We start from the raw sequence: 19,559 nt of genomic DNA, 5'->3' as shown, positions 1-19,559 counted from the left end.
GCACTGGGTACGCCCGTTCGAGGTCGCTTGGATGATCTGTCCGTTTATAGGCGCGTCGTTCGACGCATCAGACCCGGCACTCGCATACAGTTCGGTCGAGTGGAGGATGACGAGATAGCCCGGACGGGGCCGGGACGAGCGGACGCGGAGGTGCCCATGGGCGCATTGCGCAAGGCCGGCTCGTGGCTCGGGATCGGTTCGGGGGACGTGGACGACGACCTGTACCGCACCGGCGCGGGTGCCTACGAGACCGGTACATACGACGCGGAGGACGACGACACGGGGTCGCGCTGGGTCTACGACGACGAGCCCGAGGAGTCGCGTTCGCGCGCCCTGGAGGGCAGTGTGGTTCCGGCGTCGGAGGTGTTCGCCGCGCGGGCGGCCGCCACGGAGACGCCGGCTCGGCCGAGCACGCGCATCGCCGTCGTACACCCGAAGAGCTACCACGAGGCAAGGGCGATAGGCGAATACTTCCGGCAGGACATTCCGGTCGTGATCGACCTGACGGCGATGGACGAGTCGGACGCCAAGCGGGTCGTCGACTTCGCCTCCGGGCTGACCTTCGGTCGGCGCGGCGCGATCGAGCGGTTGGCCAAGCGGGTCTTCCTGCTGATGCCGGCCGACGCACGGCTGTTGACGGGCGATCCGTCCCAGCAGAACCACGACGGGTTCTTCAACCAGGCGTGACCCGCGCCGCACACGGCGCCGCGCACGGACCCGGGCCCCACCGGCCCGGGTCCGTGCGCGTCAGGGGTCGAGCCGGTCCAGGTCGGCGGGGGTGTCGATGTCGTACGGGTCGGCGATGTCGGCGCACTCGATCAGGCGTACCCGGGCGCGCTGCGCGGCCAGCAGGGCCCGGGCGCCGGCGTCGCCCTCGGCGGTACGGGCCAGCTCGGGCCACCAGGCGCGGCCGAACAGGACCGGGTGGCCGCGGGTGCCGGCGTAGCTTGCCGCGATCAGGTCCTCGGGGCCGCGGGCCGCGGCGATCAGGCGCGCGACGGCCGGGGCACCGACACCGGGCATGTCCACGAGGGTGACCACGACCGCGTCGACGTCGGTGGGCACAGCGGCCACCCCGGCGGCGAGCGAGGAGCCCATACCGCTCGCCCAGTCGTCGTTGCGCACCACGACACAGCCGGTCAGATCCGCCTCGGCCAGGACGGCGTCGGCCTCGGCGCCGAGCACCACGACGACCCGCTCACACCCGCCGCGCACCAGCTCGCCGATCCCGAACTCGACCAGCGGCCGGCCCCGATGCGTCAACCGCGCCTTGGCCCGCCCCCCGAGCCGCCGCCCACCACCGGCCGCCAACAACAACCCGACCACAGCACCCACGGAATACTCCTGCCTTTCGTCCGCACCCGACACCACCGAACGGCCCCGACGCATGGTCGCGAGACCGGAGCGCGCGGCCCCGGTGCGCGGGAGACGCGCAACCTCCGCACCATCGGCCACGGGCGGAGCGGGCGGGCACACCCTACGAATCCCCGAACGCAGCGTCAGTTCCGCGAGCGCCCCGCCCGATTCCGGCCGTGGGCGCGATCGCCGCCACGCGGCGCACCGCGAACGTGCCCAGCGGCACCTCGGTCAGATCCGCGCGCCGGGTCGCGGTGTCCAGCCGGGCGACGATCCGGTGCGCGCCGATCTTGTCGCGCAGCCGCTGCACGTGTACGTCCACCACGCGGGTGTCCCCGCCCCACGCGTACTCCCATACGCCTTCGAGCAGGGTGTCCCGACCGAGCACCGTGCCCGGCGACTCGGCGAACCGCAGCAGCAGCTTCATCTCGGTCGGGGTCAGCGCCGGCACCCGGCCGGCCCGGCGCACCTGGACGCCGTCCGGGTCGATCTCCAGATCTCCGAACCGCAGCGGTCCCGGGTCCTCGCCCGGGCCGGCGGTGCGCTGGGCGCGGCGCAGCAGCGCCCGGATCCGGGCCGGCGGGACCACGGTGTCGAACGGTTTGGTGACGCAGTCGTCGGCGCCCGCCTCCAGGTCGACCACGATGTCGATCGGGTCGTCCCGCGCGGACACCATGATCACCGGGATCAGGCTCTCCGCCCGGATCCGTCGGCACAGGCTGATCCCGTTCATCCGCGGCGACATCACGTCCAGCAGCGCGAGGTCGGGCCGCTCGGCCCGGAACGCGGCGAGACCGGCCTCGCCGTCGGCGGCCGTGCCCACCCGGAGCCGTCGCGTTCCGGATTGAGCCGGGTCGCCTCGCGGATGACCTCGTCGTCCTCCACCAGGAGCACGTGCGGTTTGCTCACGACACAGCCTTTCCATCGACGTCTTCGACGAACTCCGAGCCGTCCCAGCGCAATCCGACCCCGCGCTCGCCGAACGGGCAGAGCGCGGGCTCGTTCGCCTGATACGCCGGCAACTGGAGCACCAACATCTGCTTGCCGATCTCGATCCGGCTGCCGGGCTGTTCCGAATCGAACACCCGCTCGGTGTGCCCGTCCTCGAAGAGCCGGTACACGTAGGCGGCGACATCTCGACGCACCGTGCAGGTCTCGGCGCCGCACGGGAACACCGACACCACCGCGATCGGTACCGGCGCGCCACTCGTCCCGGGCGCGTTCAGGTACTGCGCGGCCACCGGGGAGGAGGTGCCGCAGGACGGCGTCAGGGCCGCCTTGATCTTGACGCCCACCCCCGAGTCCTCGCGCAGGACCCGCACCGGATCGATACTCGGACCGGTCCCGGACGGAGCCGGCGCGAGCGGTGTCCCGACCGGGTCGGGCTTGCCCGCGACCCGCACGCCGGAGTCCACCGCGCACCCGGTGATCAGGGCAAACAGCAACACAACCAGTGGAACGCCACGTTTCACCGACATCCGCCCGATCCTACCCGTCGACCCCTGTTACACGATCTACGGATGACCGACGGCGACCGCAACCACGACGCGGCCAAGACCCCGCCGCCGACCGCGCGGACCGCCGCGAAGCCGATCCCGCGACCGCTGCCGGAGAAGCCGGTGTACCGAATATCGACGGGGGACGAGGTCGCGTTCCTGACCATCGACGACGGCGCGTACAAGGACCCGGAGATGATCCGGGTGCTGCGCGAGGCCGGGATCACACCGACGTTGTTCCTGACCGATCAATACGCGAAGCAGGACCCGGGGTTCTTCCGGCGGATGCGCGACGAGACCGGCACCGCGATCGAGAACCACGCTCGACCACCCCAATCTCCAGGGCAAGCCGTACGACACGCGAAAGAGCCGGATCTGCGGTACGTCCGACGCCTATGATCGCGAATTCGGCAAGCGCCCGACGCTGCTGCGCCCGCCGTACGGAAACCACGACGAGAACACCATGCGCGCGGCCGGCGATTGCGGCGTCGCGCACGTCGTGCACAGGAGCGCCGAGATCCAAAAGGGTCGGATGCAATTCGCCGTCGGCGACAAGCTCCGCCCGGGCGACATCGTCCTCATCCACTTCCGCGAGGAATTCAAGGAGGACATCCAGTCCTTCATCGACCAGACCCGCGCGGCCGGCCTCACCCCGGCCCTGCTGGAGGACTACCTCGAGTAGGCCGAGGCCGGGCCGATTCGAACACGGGTCCTGTCCCGGCCGCCCGCTCGCGTGCCCGGGAGCCGATCCGGAAGGGGCGGATCGGCTGCGCGTCGGGCGGAGCCGGCCGCGGGTCGGGGGCTCCCGAGGGGGTGGACGGCGGGAAGGGCCCGCCGAAATCGACGGGCCCTTCCCGGTGTTGCCGCTGTGCGCCGCCAGGGACTCGAACCCCGGACCCGCTGATTAAGAGTCAGCTGCTCTAACCAACTGAGCTAGCGGCGCTTGCTGCGAGAGAAATACTACCCGATGTTCGGGACCGTTCTCACCCGGGTTTCCCGGTGCGAGGGGTCTCACCGCCGGTGACGATCACGTTACGGGGACGGGTTCGCCGGGTGCGCTCCCTGGTGTTGGTGTGGCCGAGTACCGTGCTGCTTGTACGTCGTCGCGACCGGTGCCGTCGGGCTGGTCGTGCTCGCGGGGGAGACGCCATGTCGGATGCCGGGGCGGTACGGGCGTTCCGGACGGCCACGCATCGGGAGGGCGGGGTGGAGCCTCGACTCGTCGCGATGCGCGACTTTCTGGCCAACGCCTCCGATGCCGAGGTGGCCCGCAACCGGGGCCTGATCGAGAGTCAGGTCGAGGCGGTGGCCGCACAGCAGCCGGAGACCGCCGCGCGCATGCTCGCGGAGGTGCTCGGGCGCGACCCGCAGGGTCGCTATCCGCGCGCGGTGGACGCGGTGCTGCGCTGGTGGGTGGTCCAGCCGGGCGACGGCTTCACCGAGACCTGGAACACGCTGGAGCGGGCGTTGGCGAACGGCCCGCGCCCGCTGGAGCGGGCACTCCTGGACGTACTCGGCGGCCTGGACCCGCGCGCGCCGGTCCGGCACTGGCGGGTCGCGGCGACCACGCGCGTGCTGGAACGCCTGGAGGAGCGCTTCGAGCAGCCCTCGCGACACCCCGACCACGACCTGTGGCGGCTGCTGCCGGTGGTCGCGCCGCCCGGTGCGCCGACCGGGCGCGGCGACTGGGCGTGCGTGCTGGGCGATCGGGCCGCGGCGCGCGGCGACGACGCCGAGGCGCGCACCTGCTACCGGCTCGCCTTCGAGCAGGGCTACGCCGCCGCGGCGCCGCGGCTGGCCCACCGGCTCGCCGTCGAGGGACACCGCGAGCTGTCCGCCGGCGACCCGGCGCGCGCGGTCCGGTTCCTGTACGAGGCGGCGATGCTGGACCCCGACCACGCGGAGTACCGCGAGTTGCACCGCGCCGCCGTCGCGGCCCGGGACGGCGGGCCGGCCGCCGGCGCCCGGCCCGGCTCGGCGGCGGCGCTGTTCACCGAGGCGGTCGAACTGCTGGAGCGCGGCGACGACATGGGTGCGGTACGGCTGCTGCGGCGCGGTCTGCCCGACGCCGAGGCCGACGCCGACGCCCGGGCCGCGGCCGGAGGCGCGAAGGCCGGCGGCGCCGCCGGCCGGCCGCACCCGGACACCTGGCCCGTCCGGCTGTTGCTCGGCGCGCTGGAGGACCACGACGCGATGGTGGCCGGCGCCGCGCGCGACCTGTTCGAGCGGTACGGCGCGGCCTGGTCGCGGCGTACGCCACTGGGCCCGGGCCTGGTGCTGCACCGGGTCACCCGCGTCGACCCCGAACTGGCCGCCGCGCTCGTCGAGTCGCTGCCGCCGGAACTGCGCGCCGGACGGCTGGGCCGGGCCGTCTCGACGGCCGCCGCGTACCGAATACTGGCCCTGGGCGTGCGGGCCCTGGGCGCGGGCCGACCGGAGTCGGCCCGGGCTCGGGCGGAGTTGGCCGAGCGACTGCTGACCGGCGGCGACGAGGCGTGAACCGACGCGACGTGGACGGCCGGCGAGGCGGGGGAGAAGACGACGTGGACACGGACATCCTGGGGGTGCCGGAGCGGGTGTTCGACAGCGGCCTGCTCGCGGCCACGCGTCGGTTCGGCACCGCCGCGGCGGTGACGCGCGAACTGGGCGCGGACACCGTCGAGGTCGCGCACGCGCTGATCGCGCTGGCCCGGATCGACGGCGGGCGAGCCGCGGGGCTGTTCGACCGCCAGGGCATCCCGCCCGACGTGCTCGCGGCCGGCCTGCTCGGCTCCGGCGGGCTCGGTGGTGGAGCAAGCGGCGGGTCCGGCGGCGGGTCCGCCGGAGCCCTCGTCGCCGACCGAGCCGGTTTCGATCCGGGCCGCGACGGCCTGGCCCCGGCCGGCGCGCTCGGCGGCCTGCCGGTCACCGCCGACCTGCGCGCCGCCTTCACGGCCGCCGCCGACGCCGGGCTCATCGACGAACGGGCCCTGCTCGCCGAGCTGTTGCCCCGCCTGGAGGTGGGCGCGGTGGACCTGCTCGTCGGCTACGGCCGGGTCGACCTGGCCGCGTGGCGGGCCGAGGTGGCCACACCGCGCCGGGTGGTCGAGGTGTTCCGGCCCGACGGGTCGATCGATCCCGCCGCGTTCGGTCCCGGCGCCCGCCGCGTGCTCGCGATGATGGCGACCGAGGCGGCCGGCCTCGGCCACGAGCGGTACGGCATCGCGATGCTCCTGCACGCGCTGGCCACCACCCCGGGCGGCCTGCTCGAACAGGCCTTCCTGTTCCTGCGTCGCGACGTACGGGCGCTGCGCGAACAGACCATCACCCTCGCCGGCACCCGAGGTCACGGCGCGGCGGGCGCCGGCCCGGCCGAGCCGGACGAGTCGCTGCGGTCGACCCTGCGCCGGGCGGCGACCTTCGCCGCGACCGGAGCCGGCCCGGGCGGCGAACCGGGCGCCGATCCCGACGCGGGCACCCCGATCACCGAACGCGACCTGCTCGCCGCGCTCCTGGATACCCCCAGCGGCCTGGCGGCCGGCTTCTTCCGCGACATCGGTCTGGACCTGGACCGGCTGCGCCGATTCGCCGACACCTACTACCGCGAGCCGGCCGAGCCCGAGCCGAGCCGGACCGCCGAACCGCTCTCCCCGGAGGAGGCGGTGCGCTGGGTGCGATCCCGGCTGATCGGCCAGGAGAGCGTGGTCGAGCGGCTGGCCTTCCACATCGAGCTGATCAAGCGCTCGCTGACCCGGGGCTTTCGGCCGGACGACCGGCCGCGCGCCGCGCTGCTGCTGTGCGGGCCCAGCGGTTCGGGCAAGACGATGACCGCGCGCCTGCTCGCGCAGGTCGTCTACGGCTCGGAGGAGGACGTACTGGTCTTCGAGATGGGCCAGTTCAGCGCGCGCGAGTCGATCAACAACTTCATCGGCGCGCCGCCCGGCTATGTCGGGTTCGGCGAGGGCAAGTTGACCAACGGACTGCGCGACAACCCGCGCCGGGTCTTCCTGTTCGACGAGGTGGAGAAGGCCGACGCGCGGGTGCTCGACGCGCTGCTGCGACTGCTCGACGAGGGTCGGATCAGCGATCCGGCGGGCCCGGTCCGCGAGGCGCACGACGCGGTGGTGATCCTGACCACCAACCTGGGCGCGACCCACTCGGCGGCCGAGGCGGTCGAGGACGACGTGGACAGTGTGGAGAACCTGATCGGCTCGATCCTGGCCGAGGGCTCGACCGGCGGCAGCGCCGCGAGCGCCCGGCTGCGGCGCACCATGGAGGGCTTCTTCCGGCCCGAGTTCCTCAACCGGGTGGACGAGGTGATCCTGTACTCGCCGTTCGGCCCCACCGAACTGCGCGGCATCGCCGAGAACGGCCTGGCCCGGCTGGCCGCGCGGCTGCGCGAGCAACTGGGCGTCGAACTGGCCTGGACCGACGAGGCCGCCGACCACATCGCCACCGTGGCCTGGCGCGGCCGACCGGAGGAGGCCGCACGCGGCGTCAACCGCTGCGTCAACGCGGTCGTGCCGGGCATCCTGCGACTGCTCGACGAGGGCGACGCGGCCGGCAGGCCGGTCACCTCGGTCCGGGTCCGCGTCGTGGCGGACACGCTCGCGGTGGGGAGCGACGATGACTGACCGGGCGACGCTGCGCGCGTTCGCCGCCCGGCTGCGCGAATACGGCGCCGACGCCGACGCGGTGGACGGCGAGGCGTACGAGAGCCTGGGCGGCGGGGCCGACGCGCAGCCGTGGAGCGCGCGGGCCGAGGAGTTGTGGACCGCCGGCGGCGGCTCGTGGCGCACCCACCACCTCGCGGTCGCGCTGCACGCGCGCGCCTACGACCTCGAACTGGCCGCCGACCACGAGGCGGCTTTCCCGTACTGGAAACGGGCGTTGGCGCACTGGGCCGAGCTCTACCACGACAGCGCGTTCTGGGACCGGATGCACGAGCACCTGGAGACGGTCGGCGGGACGCCGGTCCCGGCCGGGACCGTGCAGGAGGTGCGCGAGCGGCTGCCCCGGGATCTGCTCGCGCCGCATCTGACGCTGGCCGCCGAGCACCGGGTCGGCGATCCGCTGCGCGCGCGGGCACACCTGGACCTGGTCCGCGAGTCCGGCTTCCCGCGCTCGGCGATCCTCGGCGCCCGGGGCGACCTGGTGCGCGAGGTGTTGGCCGAGGTGTCCCGGGACGTCGAGGAGGGCCGTTTCGACGACGTGGTCGAACAGCTCGCCTCCTGGCTCGCGGTGGACCCCGGCAACCTCGGACTGGCCCGGGCCCTGCTGTACGCGACCCGGCGGCACATCGAGATCGTGGTCGCCGCGCCCGGCTGGGCGCGCAAGATCGAGGCGCTGGTCGAGCGGGTGGCCCGACTGGTGCTCCCGGCCTGGGACGAGGTGGGCACGCCCGAGGGCTCGTTCGCGGTCGAGCTGGCCCGGCACGAGTACTGGCGCGGGATCGTGGTGCGCGAGCTCGAATCCGGCCCGGCCACCGAACCCGCCACCCTCGAACAGGCCGCGCTGCGCTCGGGTCGGCACCTGCTGCGCGCGCTCGAACTGGACCGCGATCTCGCGGTCAAGAGCATGTACCGCGACGTGGAACAGCTCGCCGCCGAGGAGTGGGCGCTGGCCGCCACCGCCCGGCAGCGCCAGGGTTTGCCGGACGGTCACGTTCGCGACGCGCTGCGCCGGGCGCTGGCGATGTCCGCGCCGGGGCCGTGGGGACGGCTGTTCATGGCACGGGTGTTGATCAACCTGGACACCGTCTCGCCCGACGACCTGGCCACCGCCCGCCGGCTCGCGGACGAGGTGGCCGCCGATCCGGACGCGAACCATCCCGACATCGCCAACGCGCTCCGAGGGGTCGTGCTGTCCCTGGCCTCGGCGCGCGGGCCCGAATGGAGTTGAGCGCCCCCATGAGCAGCGCCGTGAACGAGCCCGCCCGGGAGAACCCCTGGGCCTGGCAGGCCGGCCGAAATCCCTATCGGGGCACGGCCTTCCAGATTCTGGACCTGGCTCCGGACCTGGCCGGCCGGGCGGCGATCAAGGCGCGGGTGCGCAAGCGCAGACAGCGGATCGCGCGCGGCGCGGACCGCTTCCCGGTGCACGGTCGGGTGCTCGCCCCGGCCGACGTCAACGCGGCGGAGGAGACGCTGGCGGATCCGGCCGGGCGGTTGTCGGCCGAACTGCTCACCCACCGGCCCGAGCGGCCCGGCGCGGATCCGGCGGAACTGGCCGAGGAGTTCGCCGAGTTCGATCCGCCGGAGGCGGCCGGCCCGGTGCGGATCGGGATCGACCGACGCGTGCTCGCGGGCCTGGTGCCGGCGCCCGCGCCGCGCGAGTTCGTACCGTTGTGGACGGAAGAAGGGGCGCACTGATGGCAGCGACACCCGAGCGGGCCCCCCTCGTGGCCGACCCGCCGGCGGATCCCGAGGCGGACCCGATGGCGATCACCGAGAGCGAACGGCCGGTGCCCGAGCGCCCGCTCGACCCGCCGTTCGCGCTCGTGTACGACGTGGTGCGCGGCGCGGCGCGCGAACGCGAGGCGGGCCGCGAGGAGATGCGCAAGCGGCTGGAGTCGACGCACGAGCGGTACACCGGCCTGGCCGCGGACGCCGCGGTCGCGCTGCACGAACTGCGCGGCAGCCTGGAGGGTGAGCCGGTGCCGGCCGTACTGGCCTCGATCGCCCGGCGGTTCGCCACCGCGCTGGACCGCGCGGGTGTTCGGTTCGACGACCCGGTGGGCGAGGCGTACGCGGCGGTGGGCCGTCGGGTGGACGTCGCGCACGCGCCCGACAGCGGCGACGAGAGCGCGATGATCGTGGCCAGGACGCTGCGGCCGGGCGTGCTGCTCGACGACGGCGAGGTGATCCGGCGCGCGCAGGTCGTGCTCGGCTTCGTGCCCACCCCGGCCCAACGCGGGGACGCCGCACGCGGGGACGCCGCACGCGGGGACGCCGCACGTGAGGACGCCGCGGACCGGGGACCCGTCGAACCCGGTGCTTCGGCCGAGCCCGGCGCATCGGTGGAGCCCGAGGTGCCGGTGAAGCCCGAGGCGCCGACCGAGTCCCCCGCGTCGACGGAGCACGAGACCCCGGTCGATTCCGGGACCCCGACCGAGCCCGACGCGCCTGCCGAGCCCGACGCGTCTGCCGAGCCCGAGCCGGGAGCCGGCAGCGCCCGGTCGACCGCCGAAGAACCCCCGGCCGGGTCGGATCCGACCCGGCCGCATCCCGACACCTCGAACGACGCGAACCACGAAGGCGGTACCACCGGATGAGCATCGTGGTCGGCATCGACCTGGGCACCACCAACTCGTGCATCGCCATACCGGCCGACGCCGAGATCCCCGGGAAGGCCGAGTTGATCGCGGCCCGCCGGCTGCGGCCGGTCGGCGACTCGCTGATCGTGGCCAATCCGGACCGTTCGCCGACCACACCCTCGGCGGTGTGGATCGATCCGAGCGGCAAGGCGATCGTCGGCCAGTTGGCCAAGAACAAGGCCCGCCTGCCGGGCGCGCCGCCCGCGATGTTCTTCAAGCGGAACATGGGCACCGACCGGGTGGTCACCGCCGGACACGCGCGACTGACCCCGCTGGAGGCGTCGACGCACATCCTGCGCCACCTCAAGCAGGTGGCCGAGGAGGTCCTGGGCGTGCCGGTGGAGCGGGCCGTGGTGACCGTCCCGGCGTTCTTCGAGACCCGGGCCAAGAACGAGACCACGCGCGCGGGACAGGCGGCCGGCCTGGAGGTGGTCGAGACGCTGATCGAGCCGGTGGCCGCGGCCCTCGCGTACACCCACGAGCGGGCCCGCGAGTTGACCGAGCCGCAGACCTTCCTGGTCTACGACCTCGGCGGCGGCACGTTCGACACCTCGGTGGTCACCTGGGATCCCGAGGTGGGCTTCGAGAACCGCTCGTTCAGCGGCGACCGCTACCTGGGCGGGTTCGACTTCGACCGGCGGATCGTGTCCTGGATCGCGGCCCAACTGCCCGAGTACGACCTGGCGATCGACAGCGAGGACCCGGCCGACGGGAAGGTCGAGGCACAACTCCTGTCGGTCGCCGAGGGGGCCAAGCACGACCTGTCCCGCTATCCCGAGACGGAGATCGTCAGCCAGTACTGCGAGGACCGGCGCGGCACCCCGATGAACATCGGACTGCCGATCCGCCGCGAGGAGTTCGAGGAGATGATCGCGGACCGGATCCGCGGCACGCTGGACGACTGCGACCGGGCGCTGGTGCGGGCCGGGATGACCGCGGCCGACCTGGACGAGATCGTCATGGTCGGCGGCTCGTCCCGGATCCCGCTGGTGGCCACGATGCTCACCGAGCACTTCGGGCGCGGGCCCCGGCTGCTCAACCCCGACCTGTGCGTCGCGCTGGGCGCCGCGCTCAAGGCCGCGAACGTGCCCAGCCGCAGCGGGCACCTGGAGTTGGACCGGCCCGAGGCGCTGCCGCCGGAGACCGACATCGGCGGCCGGGTGCTGGCCGGACCAGCGCTGGCCTCGCCGGCGGGCGCGCAGGTGCTGCTCAGCTCGGACGACGGGCGGGTGTACCTGACCGAGACGGCCGACGCGGAGGGCCGCTTCCTGTTCGCCGACGTGCCGTTGCGCGACGGCGAGAACGGCTTCACCGTGCAGGTGTTGGCGCACGGACGGGAGATCGAGTCCCGGCAGTTGACGATCGAGTCCGACGGCAAGCCCCGTTCGGACGCGACCGGCGACGTGCTCGCGCACGACTTCTCGGTCGAACTGGTGGACGGGCTGCACGTGGTGGTCCGGGCCGGGACGATGGTGCCCTACCGCACCGACTTCCGCCTGGAGACCGCCTCGCAGGGGTCCAGCCTGCGGGTCGGCCTGGTCGAGGGCCTGGTGCCGATCGGCGAGGTCTCGATCCGGGACCTGCCCACGGACGTGTCGGTCGGCTCGACCGTCGAGGTGACGCTCGAGTTCGAGGCGGGCTGGACGATCCGGGCCGAGGCGCGGCTGCCGCAGGTGGGCGCCGAGGGTAGCGCGGTGATCGACATCCCGCGTCGGGAGATCCCGGGCTGGCCGGAACTGGCCGAGCGACACCGGCAGGTGCTCACCGGCTGGGTGGAGAAGCGGGACGCGATTCCGCCGGCGGACGCGATCCGGGTCGGCCCGGCGCTGGATCGACTGCTGGCCGAGATCGCCGAACTGGTCCGGGACCGGATCGACGCGGGCAAGACGCACCACAAGATCCTGGAGGCGGAGACGCTGGTCCAGGGCCTGCGGGTGGCCACCACGGCGGGCAGCGCGCTGAACCCGGCGATCGGCGAGTTCGAGGACAACCTCGCCTTCCTGGCCCGACTGGCCGACCGACTGGTCGACCACGACCCGGTCGAGGCGGAGCGCTTCCGGGGCGCGATCCCGGGGCTGCGCGCGACCGGGCGGGCCGCGTACGCGGCGGGCAACAAGATGGACTGGCACCTGGCCAACGAGGCGGTGCGGGACCGGATCAACGCGGCCGAGCGGATGTTGCACGGGGGGCGCTCGCCGCAGCAGTTCACCGCCGCCGAGTTCCAGGTCGCGGTGCTCCAGGAGGTCGAGTACCTGCGCCGCTCGATCCAGGAGATGGACCAGGCGTCCGCCGGCCGGCACCGGGCCGACGCGGACGGCTATCTGCGCGAGTTGGACACCATCGCCGAGGACGCCGCCGAGGTGGACGTGCGGGACGAGGCGGCGGGCAACCGCCGGTTGGTGGAGATCTATCGAGGTCGGATCATGCCGCTGCGGGCCCGGGCGGACCGCTGGATGGAACAGATCCGGGAGGGCTCCCCGCACATCGGGTTGCGGCTCCCGAAGAGCTCCCTGGAGAAATGACATGGCGTTCGCGATCACCTGCCCCCTGTGCCGCCGCCGGATCGCCGACCTGACCGAACGCTGCCCGGCGTGCGGCGGCGACCTGGGCGCGCTCGCGGGCCTCGTCGAGCTGGCCGACCGGCACTTCAACGACGCGGTCCGGTCGGCCCGGCGCGGCCGCTGGAACACCGCGGCCGAACACCTGGCGGTCACCCTCGCGCTCAACCCGGCCGACGCCGAGGCCCGCCAACTGCTCACCAAGGTCCGCTACCACCAGGACCCGAGGACCCTCCCGGACCGCCTGTGGCGCAAGGCCCGCACCCGCCTGCCGTACGGCGAACGGCTCCCGGCGCAACTCCCGCGCGAAGCGGACCTGCGCCGCCTCCTCGACGTCGCGAGCAAACGCCTCGCGGCGCGGAAACCGGGGTGACGAGCCGGGTGCTCGGTGGCGCACGGACGGACCATGGTCGCGAAGCCCGGCGACCTACCATGGGGGACATGGACCGCGAGGAGTTCGACCGGCTGACGGCCATCGCCAATTCTGTCCGCACGCCGTCCAACTACAAGATCGAGATCAGCGACGGCACGCTCGTGATGACGACCGGCCCGTCCGGCATCCACGAGTTCATCGTGCGCCGGCTGCGGATGCGCATCGAGCGCGGTATCGCCGGACGCGAGGAGTGGGCCGGGATGGCGGTTCACGGGGGGATGGACGTCCTGGACGACGCCAACCTGATAAGGCGCAATCCCGACGTCTGCGTCTTTCCGGAGGATGATCTCCTCACCGTCGAGAATCATGTGCCGGCCGCTGACGTGCGGCTTGCCGTCGAGGTCGTCTCACGGTCGAACCCGGAGAACGACTGGGAGGCCAAGTTGCGCGACTACCCGCGCATGGGCATCCCGGTCTACCTGATCATCGACCCTCGTCAGGGCACGATCGCGGTGTACTCCGAGCCGAAGGGCGGTCGCTACACCGCGCGCGCCGCCTATGCGTTCGGCCAGGACGTACCGCTCCCGCGGTTCGGCTTCCCGATCGCGACGGCGGACTTCCCCATGTACTGACCGTGCGGCCGGCCTCACAACACGTGGTCGGCCGTGCGCAGGATGGCGTGCAGGTCGACGGCGGCGTCCCAGGTGGCCCAGGTGGAGAGGGCGGCGCCGCCGAGGGCGATCAGGGTGGCCGCGCCGGGGCGGCTCCAAGGGGTGGGCCAGCGGTCGGTCGGAGACGGGCCCAGCAGCGCGGCCACCCGGCGCGGGACCGGGCCGCCGGTCGCGGCCATCGCGCCACGCGGTGCGGCCGGTCCGGCCAGCGCCGCCTTGCCCACCGCGCGGGCCACCACCCGACGATCGCCCACCACGCGCGCGGCGGCCTCGTCCGCGCAGCGCTCCAGCGCGTAGCCGATCGCGGTGCGCATCGGCCGCAGCAGCGGATGCGCGCACATCGCCAGCGTCGCGACCAGCAGCACCCGATCGTGCCGGCCGCTCAGATGCGCCCGCTCGTGGGCCAGCAGCGCTCGCCGCTCGTCCGCGTCCAAGCGCGCGAGCAGTGACGCCGAGACCACGATCCGAGGCCGTCTGCCCGGCAGCGCGAACGCGGTCGGCGGTCCGGTGGGCAACACGGTCAACTCGGTGTCGCCGGCCGCCGGTACTCCCGCGCGCAGCAGCGTCAGCGCCCGTCGGCGGCGGCGAAGGACCACCGCCGCGCACACCACTGCCGAGGTCAGCGCCGCGCTCGCCGGCGAGCCGATCACCTGGACGTTGGGAATCGAGGCCCGCACCTGCGGATCGGACCAGTGATCGGGCAGCGGTACGCCCGGGAGCTGGGCCGTGCCCACCACGGTGAGCAGGCCCAGACTGATGGTCGCGCACAGGGCCAGGACCGAGGTCAGCGCGGTGAGCAGGACCACCACCCGGCGCGGCGCGAGGTGGTCGGCCGCGAGCCGGGCCACGGGCACGGAGGTTATCGGCAGCAGCAGCGGCAGGTAGACGATCCAACGCACGCGCCTACGACCCGCTCTCGTCCAGCAGTCGGCGCAACAGCGCCTCGTCGTCGGTGGACAGGTCCGAGACGAACCGCGCGAGTACCGCCTGCCGGTCGCCCTCCTTGTCCAGCACCTGCCGCATGCGTCGCGCCGCCAGCCCGGCCTCGTCGTACACCGGCGCGTACACGTACGAGCGGCCCGACCGGGTGCGCTGGAGCACGCCCTTGTCGTGCAGGCGGGACAGGATGGTCACCACCGTCGTGTACGCCAACTCGCCGGACAACTGCTCCTGCACCGCGCCCGCGCCCATCGCCGTGGGCGACGTCCACAGCAGTGACAGGATCTCGGACTCCAACTCGCCGGGGCCACGTCGCGCGGGTGATCCGCCTGCTCTGCTTTCGGTCACTTCGGCCTCCGGTGGATGGGCACAACGCCCCGGCAGCCTAAACGGTCACCCTCGGGGATCGGCGACGCGTACCTGTTCCGCCTGCTCACGGCGTCGCACCGCGGCCCGGTCCCGATCGCGGTCGCCCGCGTCGGCGATGTCCGGAAACAGTTGCTCGATCCCGGGCCGTCGCTCGCGGATCGCGGCCTCGATCCGCGCCGCGGCGATCTCGACCTCCTCCGCCGAACGGGTGTCGCGTCGGGCCCGGGATCGGGCCCTGCTTCACGTCGATCGCCCGGTCGGCCGCGGCGGGTGTGCCGCGCGAGCGGGCCGGGCTCGCGGCGGGCGTGCCGAACACCACCCGGCAGGTGAGCGGCGCGGTCGGCCCGGCCGTGCCGAGCACGATCGCGGCCGGGCCACCGGGTCGCGGCCCACGCCCGGACGCCTCGCGCACGGGCACGCGGTCGCGTCCGCGGTGGCGCCGGCCCGCGCGCGGCTGCCGTGGCGTCGGCGATGGTGCGTGACCACCCGCGGCCGGCGGCGGGTGCGCGGGTGTCGGCCGCGATCCCGGCCGACGTCAGGCGGCGGTGACCACGCGATCCCGGGAGGGGGCGGCACCTGCCTTGGCGCGGTCCACCCGGATCGCACAACCCTCGGCGCGCAGCGACTCGACCAGGACGTCGTGCCGCCGGCCGCGCGTGCGGACCGGGTCGGCGGGTGCCGGGAACAGCACCGCCACCCGCCGCTCGGGCAACCCTCGGACGAAGCCGGCCAGCGCCTCGACGAGTCGATCGCGCTCGTCGAAGACCACGCTCAACGGCGCGTCCACGCCGGACGCGTCCCACGCGGCCACCAGCGCGTCCCGCGCGGCCCGCTCACCGGCGTGCGTGACATGCACGGCGATCGCCCGCCCGGCCGTCGCACGCGCGGCGGTCAGCGCCGCGACGGCGGCGGCGTCCATCCGCACGATGGGCACCACGACGACCCGAGGACCGCCCTCGGGAGCGCGGGCACCGGCCCGACGGATCGAGGCGGTGCGGCGGATCCCGTCGACCCGACGAATGGCGGCGAACATGGCGGCCTCCTTTCGACCGCCCCCAGCCTCCCCCCGAAACCACCCGCCCGGCCCACCTGTTGACGCGCTCTTGGCGTTGCGGGCGGCAATCCGAGCGCGTTCCTGACCCGACCACGGCGGCGAGGTCGCGATCGTGTTCGACGTCCGTCGGGGCCGTGCCGCGCCGGTCGTGCGACGGCGTCCCCGAAACGGCGACACCGGCTCGCCCGGCGGCGTGCGGGCCCGTGTTCGGCGCCGGTCCGGGGTCGGAGCTACGCGGCCTCCGGGACGCGGGTCCGGCCGGTTCCGCCGGGGCGCGCGGCGCCGGCGAGGCGGGCGCTGCCGGCGACCACCCGGCCGGCACGGATGACGACGCGGTCCCGGGGGCGGGTTCGCAGCGCCTCGGGCAGGGAGCCCGCCCGGACCGCGAGCAGGTCGGCGCGGGCCCCCGGTTCCAGGCCGCCGGCATCCAGGCCCAGTACGCCGCGCGCGTGCCCGGCCACCGCGGCCCAGGCCCGGGCGGGCGCCAACCCCGTGGCGGCGGCGGTGGCCAGCGGGTCGGCCAGGCCCATCGGGTGCCCGGCGTCGCGCAGGTGGTCGCCGCCCGCCGCGACCGTGACGCCCGCCGCGACCAGTTCGCGGATCGGCAGCCCGCAACCACGCTCCGAGGGCAGCGCCACGACGCGCATCCCGGACGCGGCGATCGTCTCGCCGACCCGACCCAGCGCGGACGGCGAGAGCCGGTTCAGGCCGGCCAGGTGACTGGCCGTCACGGGCCGGTCGAAGCCCGACGCGCGCAACAGCTTGGCCAGGTCGCCGACCACGAGCAGGCGCGGATCGAAACCGTCGTCCAGGTGCAGGTCGAGCCCGACCTCGAGACGATCCGCGAGCCGCAGCAGCCGGCGGATCTCCTGCCGGCAGTCCGGCGCGAACCTGGGCCGGCCGCCGATCACCCGCGCGCCCGCGCCCACCGCGTCCACGATCGTGCGATCGCCGGTCCCAGGAACCGGGACCGCGACGATCTGGAGGTCGAGGACACGATGGAACTCGGCGCGCAGTTCGGCCATCACCTCGACCGAGCGCAGCGGCGTGCGACCCTCGCCGATGTCCAGGTGGGTGCGCACGGCGGTCACGCCGCGGACGGCCAGCGTGCGCAACACCTCGCGCGAGCGCCGGCGCAGATCGCCGGGGCGATAGCGGGAGGGTCGGACCTGCCAGGACCGCCACGTGCCGTCGCGCCCGTCCGGATCCGAGCCCACCGGCTCCCAGGTCAGCGCGCGATCGAGGTGCACGTGCGGCTCGGCGGGAGCCGGCAGCAGCAGGTAGCCGGTCAGATCCGGCCCGGCGCCGGCCCGCGAGTACGGCCGACCCGGCTCGCGCAGCACGCCGACCCGACCGTTGCGCAGCACCACGTCGCGCGTACGCCCGTCCGGCAGCGTGGCGCCGAACAGGGTGATCGTGTCGCTCATCGCTACCCCCTGGGACTCGAATCCGCGACCCGATCCGACGCGGGGTCGAAGGAACGCCCCCATACCGCGTCGCCGCGCCGCCCGACCCACTGTGACCGGGCGCTGTTGCGGCGGCGTTTCGGTGCCGTTAAGGACCACCCCTTCGGGGGCGAAACGGGCACGTAACGTGCGCGACGCCGACCGGCAACGGCGCACCCGTACAACGTCCCCATGACCATCACCGAGGCGCCGCCCGTCGCCGTACCGGGTCCCCCGCGGCACCGGCAACACCTGCCGTCCCGGCCCGGCACCGTCCTGTGGGGTTGGCTGCCCGGAGCCCGGGACCGGCCGGTGGCGTTCGTCGAATCCGGCGAGACGCTCACCGCCGACACCATCTCGCACGAGGGCCTGCTCGGCGACCAGGGCCGCGACCCGGTGGCCTTCTTCGGCCGGCACCACATCCGGGCCGAGCGTGTTCCGGAGGACCATCGCGCGCTGGCCGCCTCCGACCTCGCGCACGACCGCGCCGTGGACGGCCCGCACGTGATCACCGGCCCGATCTCGGTGGCCGGCGCCCGCCCGGGCGACGTACTCGCGGTGCACCTGCTCGACCTGCGCCCGCGGACCTCCTACGGCGTACTCACCGAGCGGCACGGTCGCGGGCGCGGCGCGCCACCGGTCACGGTGTGTGCGATCCGGGACGGCCGGGCCCGGATCCCGACCGCGACCGGCGACCTGACCCTGCGACTGCGGCCGAGTCTGGCGGTACTGGGCGTGGCCACCTCCGACGGCCTGCGCCGGTTGTCCACCCGGGTGGGCTCGCACGGCGGCAATCTCGACCTGCCGATCCTGGGCGCGGGCAGCACGCTCCACCTGCCGGTGCAAACCGCCGGCGCGCTGCTCTACCTCGGTGGCCCCCGGCTGGCACACGGCCACGGCGCGGCGCTGGAGGGAGCACTCAAGGTGACCCTGCGCGTCGAGGTGATCCCGTACGAGCGGGCCCGCGCTCGATTCGGCAACCCGCGCGGCCCGTTCGTGAGCACGGCGGACGCGCTGATCCCGCTGGGCATCGGCGCCGACCCGGCCCTCGCGCTGCGCCGGTGCGCCGCCCAGGGCGAGGAACTGCTGTGCTGCGGCCACGGCCTGACGCGCGATCAGGCCCGGGTCTACCTGGGTGCCGCCGCCGAGTTCGGGACGAGCCGCACCGGCGTGCACGCCCGGGTCCCGCTGCCGGGGCGGTGAGCGTCGAGCCCGGCCTCCGGCTGTGCCGGTCGACGACATCGGCCGCGTTCCGGCTCGGCGCGGGCGGTAGCGTTTCGCGGATGAGCGCCTCTTCCGCGATCGACGCGAGCGAACCCTGGCCACGCACGGCTGCCGAGGGGTTGGCCGTGCAGGACCGGTTGCGGCCGCTGGTGGACACGGACGGGCCCGGGCCGGGGCCCACGCAGGTGCGCCTGGTGGCCGGGCTGGATGTGGCCTACGCCGAGGACTCGGACGAACTCGCCGCCGCCGTGGTGGTGTTGGACGCCTCGACGCACGCCGTGGTGGAGCGGTCGGTGGTGCACGGCGTGGCGACGTTTCCGTACCTGCCCGGGCTGTTCGCGTTCCGGGAGATCCCGGCCCTGTCGGCCGCGCTCGAACGGCTGGACACCGCACCGGACCTGCTCGTGTGCGACGGTCAGGGGCTGGCCCATCCGCGTCGGTTCGGGCTGGCCTGCCACCTCGGGGTGCTGACCGGGCTGCCGACCGTCGGGGTCGGCAAGACGCCGTTCGTCGGCACGTACGAGACGCCGGGGGACCGGCGCGGCGACGCCGCCGACCTCGTGTACGAAGGGGACGTGGTGGGGCGGGTGTTGCGCACCCGCGACGGGGTCAAGCCGGTGTTCGTCTCGATCGGCCACGGCGTCGACCTGGACACGGCCTGCGCACACGTCCTGGCCCTGACCCCGCGCTATCGCCTCCCGGAGACCACCCGCCAGGCCGACCAGGCCTGCCGCCGGGCGCTGAAGACCGCCCGGCCGTAGGCCGCCGCCCCGCGCCCGC

At 74.2% G+C, this 19,559-nt stretch carries 18 protein-coding genes, 1 tRNA gene and 2 pseudogenes; 13 read left to right on the top strand and 8 right to left on the bottom strand.

What is annotated here, in order from left to right; translation table 11 throughout:
* Positions 1 to 156: 156 nt before the first annotated feature.
* The gene (locus ACWCPW_RS29405; RefSeq protein WP_449764606.1) at positions 157 to 687 is read left to right on the top strand and encodes a cell division protein SepF; all 531 of its coding nucleotides are present in this window, start codon (positions 157 to 159) and stop codon (positions 685 to 687) included.
* A 60-nt stretch (positions 688 to 747) separates the two neighbouring features.
* Here ACWCPW_RS29405 and ACWCPW_RS29400 read toward each other — a convergent pair whose 3' ends face one another.
* The 3 genes and pseudogenes from ACWCPW_RS29400 to ACWCPW_RS29390 all read right to left on the bottom strand — a co-directional run bounded on the left by ACWCPW_RS29400 (position 748) and on the right by ACWCPW_RS29390 (position 2,834).
* Positions 748 to 1,335, bottom strand: a complete 588-nt coding sequence (locus ACWCPW_RS29400; protein ID WP_449764605.1) for a nucleotidyltransferase family protein — start codon at positions 1,333 to 1,335, stop codon at positions 748 to 750.
* Between the two features lie 292 nt (positions 1,336 to 1,627).
* A pseudogene (locus ACWCPW_RS29395) lies at positions 1,628 to 2,265 on the bottom strand (response regulator transcription factor); the annotation flags it as partial.
* Positions 2,262 to 2,834 carry a hypothetical protein gene (locus tag ACWCPW_RS29390; RefSeq protein WP_449764604.1) on the bottom strand — a complete coding sequence of 191 codons (573 nt, stop codon included), beginning with the start codon at positions 2,832 to 2,834 and terminating at the stop codon, positions 2,262 to 2,264. The pseudogene ACWCPW_RS29395 and the gene ACWCPW_RS29390, both read right to left, overlap by 4 nt.
* Positions 2,835 to 2,876: 42 nt before the next feature.
* On the opposite strand from ACWCPW_RS29390, the pseudogene ACWCPW_RS29385 reads away from it, so the two are divergent.
* Positions 2,877 to 3,285: pseudogene (locus ACWCPW_RS29385) on the top strand (polysaccharide deacetylase family protein); the annotation flags it as partial.
* Between the two features lie 30 nt (positions 3,286 to 3,315).
* Positions 3,316 to 3,534: a hypothetical protein gene (locus ACWCPW_RS29380; RefSeq protein ID WP_449764683.1), complete on the top strand. Its 219-nt coding sequence runs from the start codon at positions 3,316 to 3,318 to the stop codon at positions 3,532 to 3,534.
* A gap of 187 nt (positions 3,535 to 3,721) precedes the next feature.
* Here the strand turns inward: ACWCPW_RS29380 and ACWCPW_RS29375 are convergent.
* Positions 3,722 to 3,795 (bottom strand) — tRNA-Lys (locus ACWCPW_RS29375).
* Between the two features lie 206 nt (positions 3,796 to 4,001).
* On the opposite strand from ACWCPW_RS29375, the gene ACWCPW_RS29370 reads away from it, so the two are divergent.
* The 8 genes from ACWCPW_RS29370 (at position 4,002) to ACWCPW_RS29335 (ending at position 13,709) form a co-directional block, all read left to right on the top strand.
* On the top strand, positions 4,002 to 5,351 hold the full coding sequence (locus ACWCPW_RS29370) for a hypothetical protein (RefSeq protein ID WP_449764603.1): 1,350 nt from the start codon (positions 4,002 to 4,004) through the stop codon (positions 5,349 to 5,351).
* Positions 5,352 to 5,395: 44 nt separating this feature from the next.
* On the top strand, positions 5,396 to 7,465 hold the full coding sequence (locus ACWCPW_RS29365) for an AAA family ATPase (protein WP_449764602.1): 2,070 nt from the start codon (positions 5,396 to 5,398) through the stop codon (positions 7,463 to 7,465).
* Positions 7,458 to 8,732, top strand: a complete 1,275-nt coding sequence (locus ACWCPW_RS29360) for a hypothetical protein (RefSeq protein WP_449764601.1) — start codon at positions 7,458 to 7,460, stop codon at positions 8,730 to 8,732. Before ACWCPW_RS29365 ends, ACWCPW_RS29360 begins: the two co-directional genes overlap by 8 nt.
* Positions 8,733 to 8,740: 8 nt before the next feature.
* Positions 8,741 to 9,202, top strand: a complete 462-nt coding sequence (locus ACWCPW_RS29355; protein ID WP_449764600.1) for a hypothetical protein — start codon at positions 8,741 to 8,743, stop codon at positions 9,200 to 9,202.
* A complete protein-coding gene (locus ACWCPW_RS29350; protein ID WP_449764599.1) occupies positions 9,202 to 10,104 on the top strand; it encodes a hypothetical protein in 903 nt (300 codons plus the stop codon). The genes ACWCPW_RS29355 and ACWCPW_RS29350 overlap by 1 nt, the downstream gene beginning before the upstream one ends.
* Positions 10,101 to 12,668, top strand: a complete 2,568-nt coding sequence (locus ACWCPW_RS29345; protein ID WP_449764598.1) for an Hsp70 family protein — start codon at positions 10,101 to 10,103, stop codon at positions 12,666 to 12,668. The genes ACWCPW_RS29350 and ACWCPW_RS29345 overlap by 4 nt, the downstream gene beginning before the upstream one ends.
* A 1-nt stretch (position 12,669) precedes the next feature.
* Positions 12,670 to 13,077 carry a hypothetical protein gene (locus tag ACWCPW_RS29340; RefSeq protein WP_395863247.1) on the top strand — a complete coding sequence of 136 codons (408 nt, stop codon included), beginning with the start codon at positions 12,670 to 12,672 and terminating at the stop codon, positions 13,075 to 13,077.
* Between the two features lie 68 nt (positions 13,078 to 13,145).
* Positions 13,146 to 13,709 (top strand): Uma2 family endonuclease, encoded by a 564-nt coding sequence (locus tag ACWCPW_RS29335; protein WP_449764597.1) that lies wholly within the window; start codon positions 13,146 to 13,148, stop codon positions 13,707 to 13,709.
* A 14-nt stretch (positions 13,710 to 13,723) separates the two neighbouring features.
* Here ACWCPW_RS29335 and ACWCPW_RS29330 read toward each other — a convergent pair whose 3' ends face one another.
* The 4 genes from ACWCPW_RS29330 to ACWCPW_RS29315 form a co-directional block, all read right to left on the bottom strand.
* On the bottom strand, positions 13,724 to 14,647 hold the full coding sequence (locus tag ACWCPW_RS29330; RefSeq protein ID WP_449764596.1) for a M56 family metallopeptidase: 924 nt from the start codon (positions 14,645 to 14,647) through the stop codon (positions 13,724 to 13,726).
* Between the two features lie 4 nt (positions 14,648 to 14,651).
* Complete coding sequence (locus tag ACWCPW_RS29325) at positions 14,652 to 15,035, bottom strand: BlaI/MecI/CopY family transcriptional regulator (RefSeq protein WP_395863242.1); 384 nt, start codon at positions 15,033 to 15,035, stop codon at positions 14,652 to 14,654.
* Between the two features lie 556 nt (positions 15,036 to 15,591).
* Positions 15,592 to 16,089 (bottom strand): hypothetical protein, encoded by a 498-nt coding sequence (locus ACWCPW_RS29320; protein WP_449764595.1) that lies wholly within the window; start codon positions 16,087 to 16,089, stop codon positions 15,592 to 15,594.
* A 251-nt stretch (positions 16,090 to 16,340) separates the two neighbouring features.
* Positions 16,341 to 17,537 (bottom strand): amidohydrolase family protein, encoded by a 1,197-nt coding sequence (locus ACWCPW_RS29315; RefSeq protein WP_449764594.1) that lies wholly within the window; start codon positions 17,535 to 17,537, stop codon positions 16,341 to 16,343.
* A 210-nt stretch (positions 17,538 to 17,747) separates the two neighbouring features.
* On the opposite strand from ACWCPW_RS29315, the gene ACWCPW_RS29310 reads away from it, so the two are divergent.
* On the top strand, positions 17,748 to 18,758 hold the full coding sequence (locus ACWCPW_RS29310; RefSeq protein WP_449764593.1) for an acetamidase/formamidase family protein: 1,011 nt from the start codon (positions 17,748 to 17,750) through the stop codon (positions 18,756 to 18,758).
* A gap of 80 nt (positions 18,759 to 18,838) precedes the next feature.
* Positions 18,839 to 19,540, top strand: a complete 702-nt coding sequence (locus ACWCPW_RS29305) for an endonuclease V (protein ID WP_449764592.1) — start codon at positions 18,839 to 18,841, stop codon at positions 19,538 to 19,540.
* The last annotated feature ends 19 nt before the right edge of the window (positions 19,541 to 19,559 follow it).

It is taken from the genome of Embleya sp. NPDC001921 (genome assembly GCF_053594475.1).
This window is presented reverse-complemented; position numbering and strand designations above follow the sequence as displayed.

Excerpts from the sequence above, each read along its gene's own strand:
- ACWCPW_RS29405 (WP_449764606.1), top strand. The coding sequence starts at position 157 with ATGGGCGCATTGCGCAAGGCCGGCTCGTGGCTCGGGATCGGTTCGGGG.
- ACWCPW_RS29390 (WP_449764604.1), bottom strand. The coding sequence starts at position 2,834 with ATGTCGGTGAAACGTGGCGTTCCACTGGTTGTGTTGCTGTTTGCCCTG.
- ACWCPW_RS29380 (WP_449764683.1), top strand. The coding sequence starts at position 3,316 with ATGCGCGCGGCCGGCGATTGCGGCGTCGCGCACGTCGTGCACAGGAGC.
- ACWCPW_RS29370 (WP_449764603.1), top strand. The coding sequence starts at position 4,002 with ATGTCGGATGCCGGGGCGGTACGGGCGTTCCGGACGGCCACGCATCGG.
- ACWCPW_RS29360 (WP_449764601.1), top strand. The coding sequence starts at position 7,458 with ATGACTGACCGGGCGACGCTGCGCGCGTTCGCCGCCCGGCTGCGCGAA.
- ACWCPW_RS29355 (WP_449764600.1), top strand. The coding sequence starts at position 8,741 with ATGAGCAGCGCCGTGAACGAGCCCGCCCGGGAGAACCCCTGGGCCTGG.
- ACWCPW_RS29350 (WP_449764599.1), top strand. The coding sequence starts at position 9,202 with ATGGCAGCGACACCCGAGCGGGCCCCCCTCGTGGCCGACCCGCCGGCG.
- ACWCPW_RS29345 (WP_449764598.1), top strand. The coding sequence starts at position 10,101 with ATGAGCATCGTGGTCGGCATCGACCTGGGCACCACCAACTCGTGCATC.
- ACWCPW_RS29340 (WP_395863247.1), top strand. The coding sequence starts at position 12,670 with ATGGCGTTCGCGATCACCTGCCCCCTGTGCCGCCGCCGGATCGCCGAC.
- ACWCPW_RS29335 (WP_449764597.1), top strand. The coding sequence starts at position 13,146 with ATGGACCGCGAGGAGTTCGACCGGCTGACGGCCATCGCCAATTCTGTC.
- ACWCPW_RS29320 (WP_449764595.1), bottom strand. The coding sequence starts at position 16,089 with ATGTTCGCCGCCATTCGTCGGGTCGACGGGATCCGCCGCACCGCCTCG.
- ACWCPW_RS29315 (WP_449764594.1), bottom strand. The coding sequence starts at position 17,537 with ATGAGCGACACGATCACCCTGTTCGGCGCCACGCTGCCGGACGGGCGT.
- ACWCPW_RS29310 (WP_449764593.1), top strand. The coding sequence starts at position 17,748 with ATGACCATCACCGAGGCGCCGCCCGTCGCCGTACCGGGTCCCCCGCGG.
- ACWCPW_RS29305 (WP_449764592.1), top strand. The coding sequence starts at position 18,839 with ATGAGCGCCTCTTCCGCGATCGACGCGAGCGAACCCTGGCCACGCACG.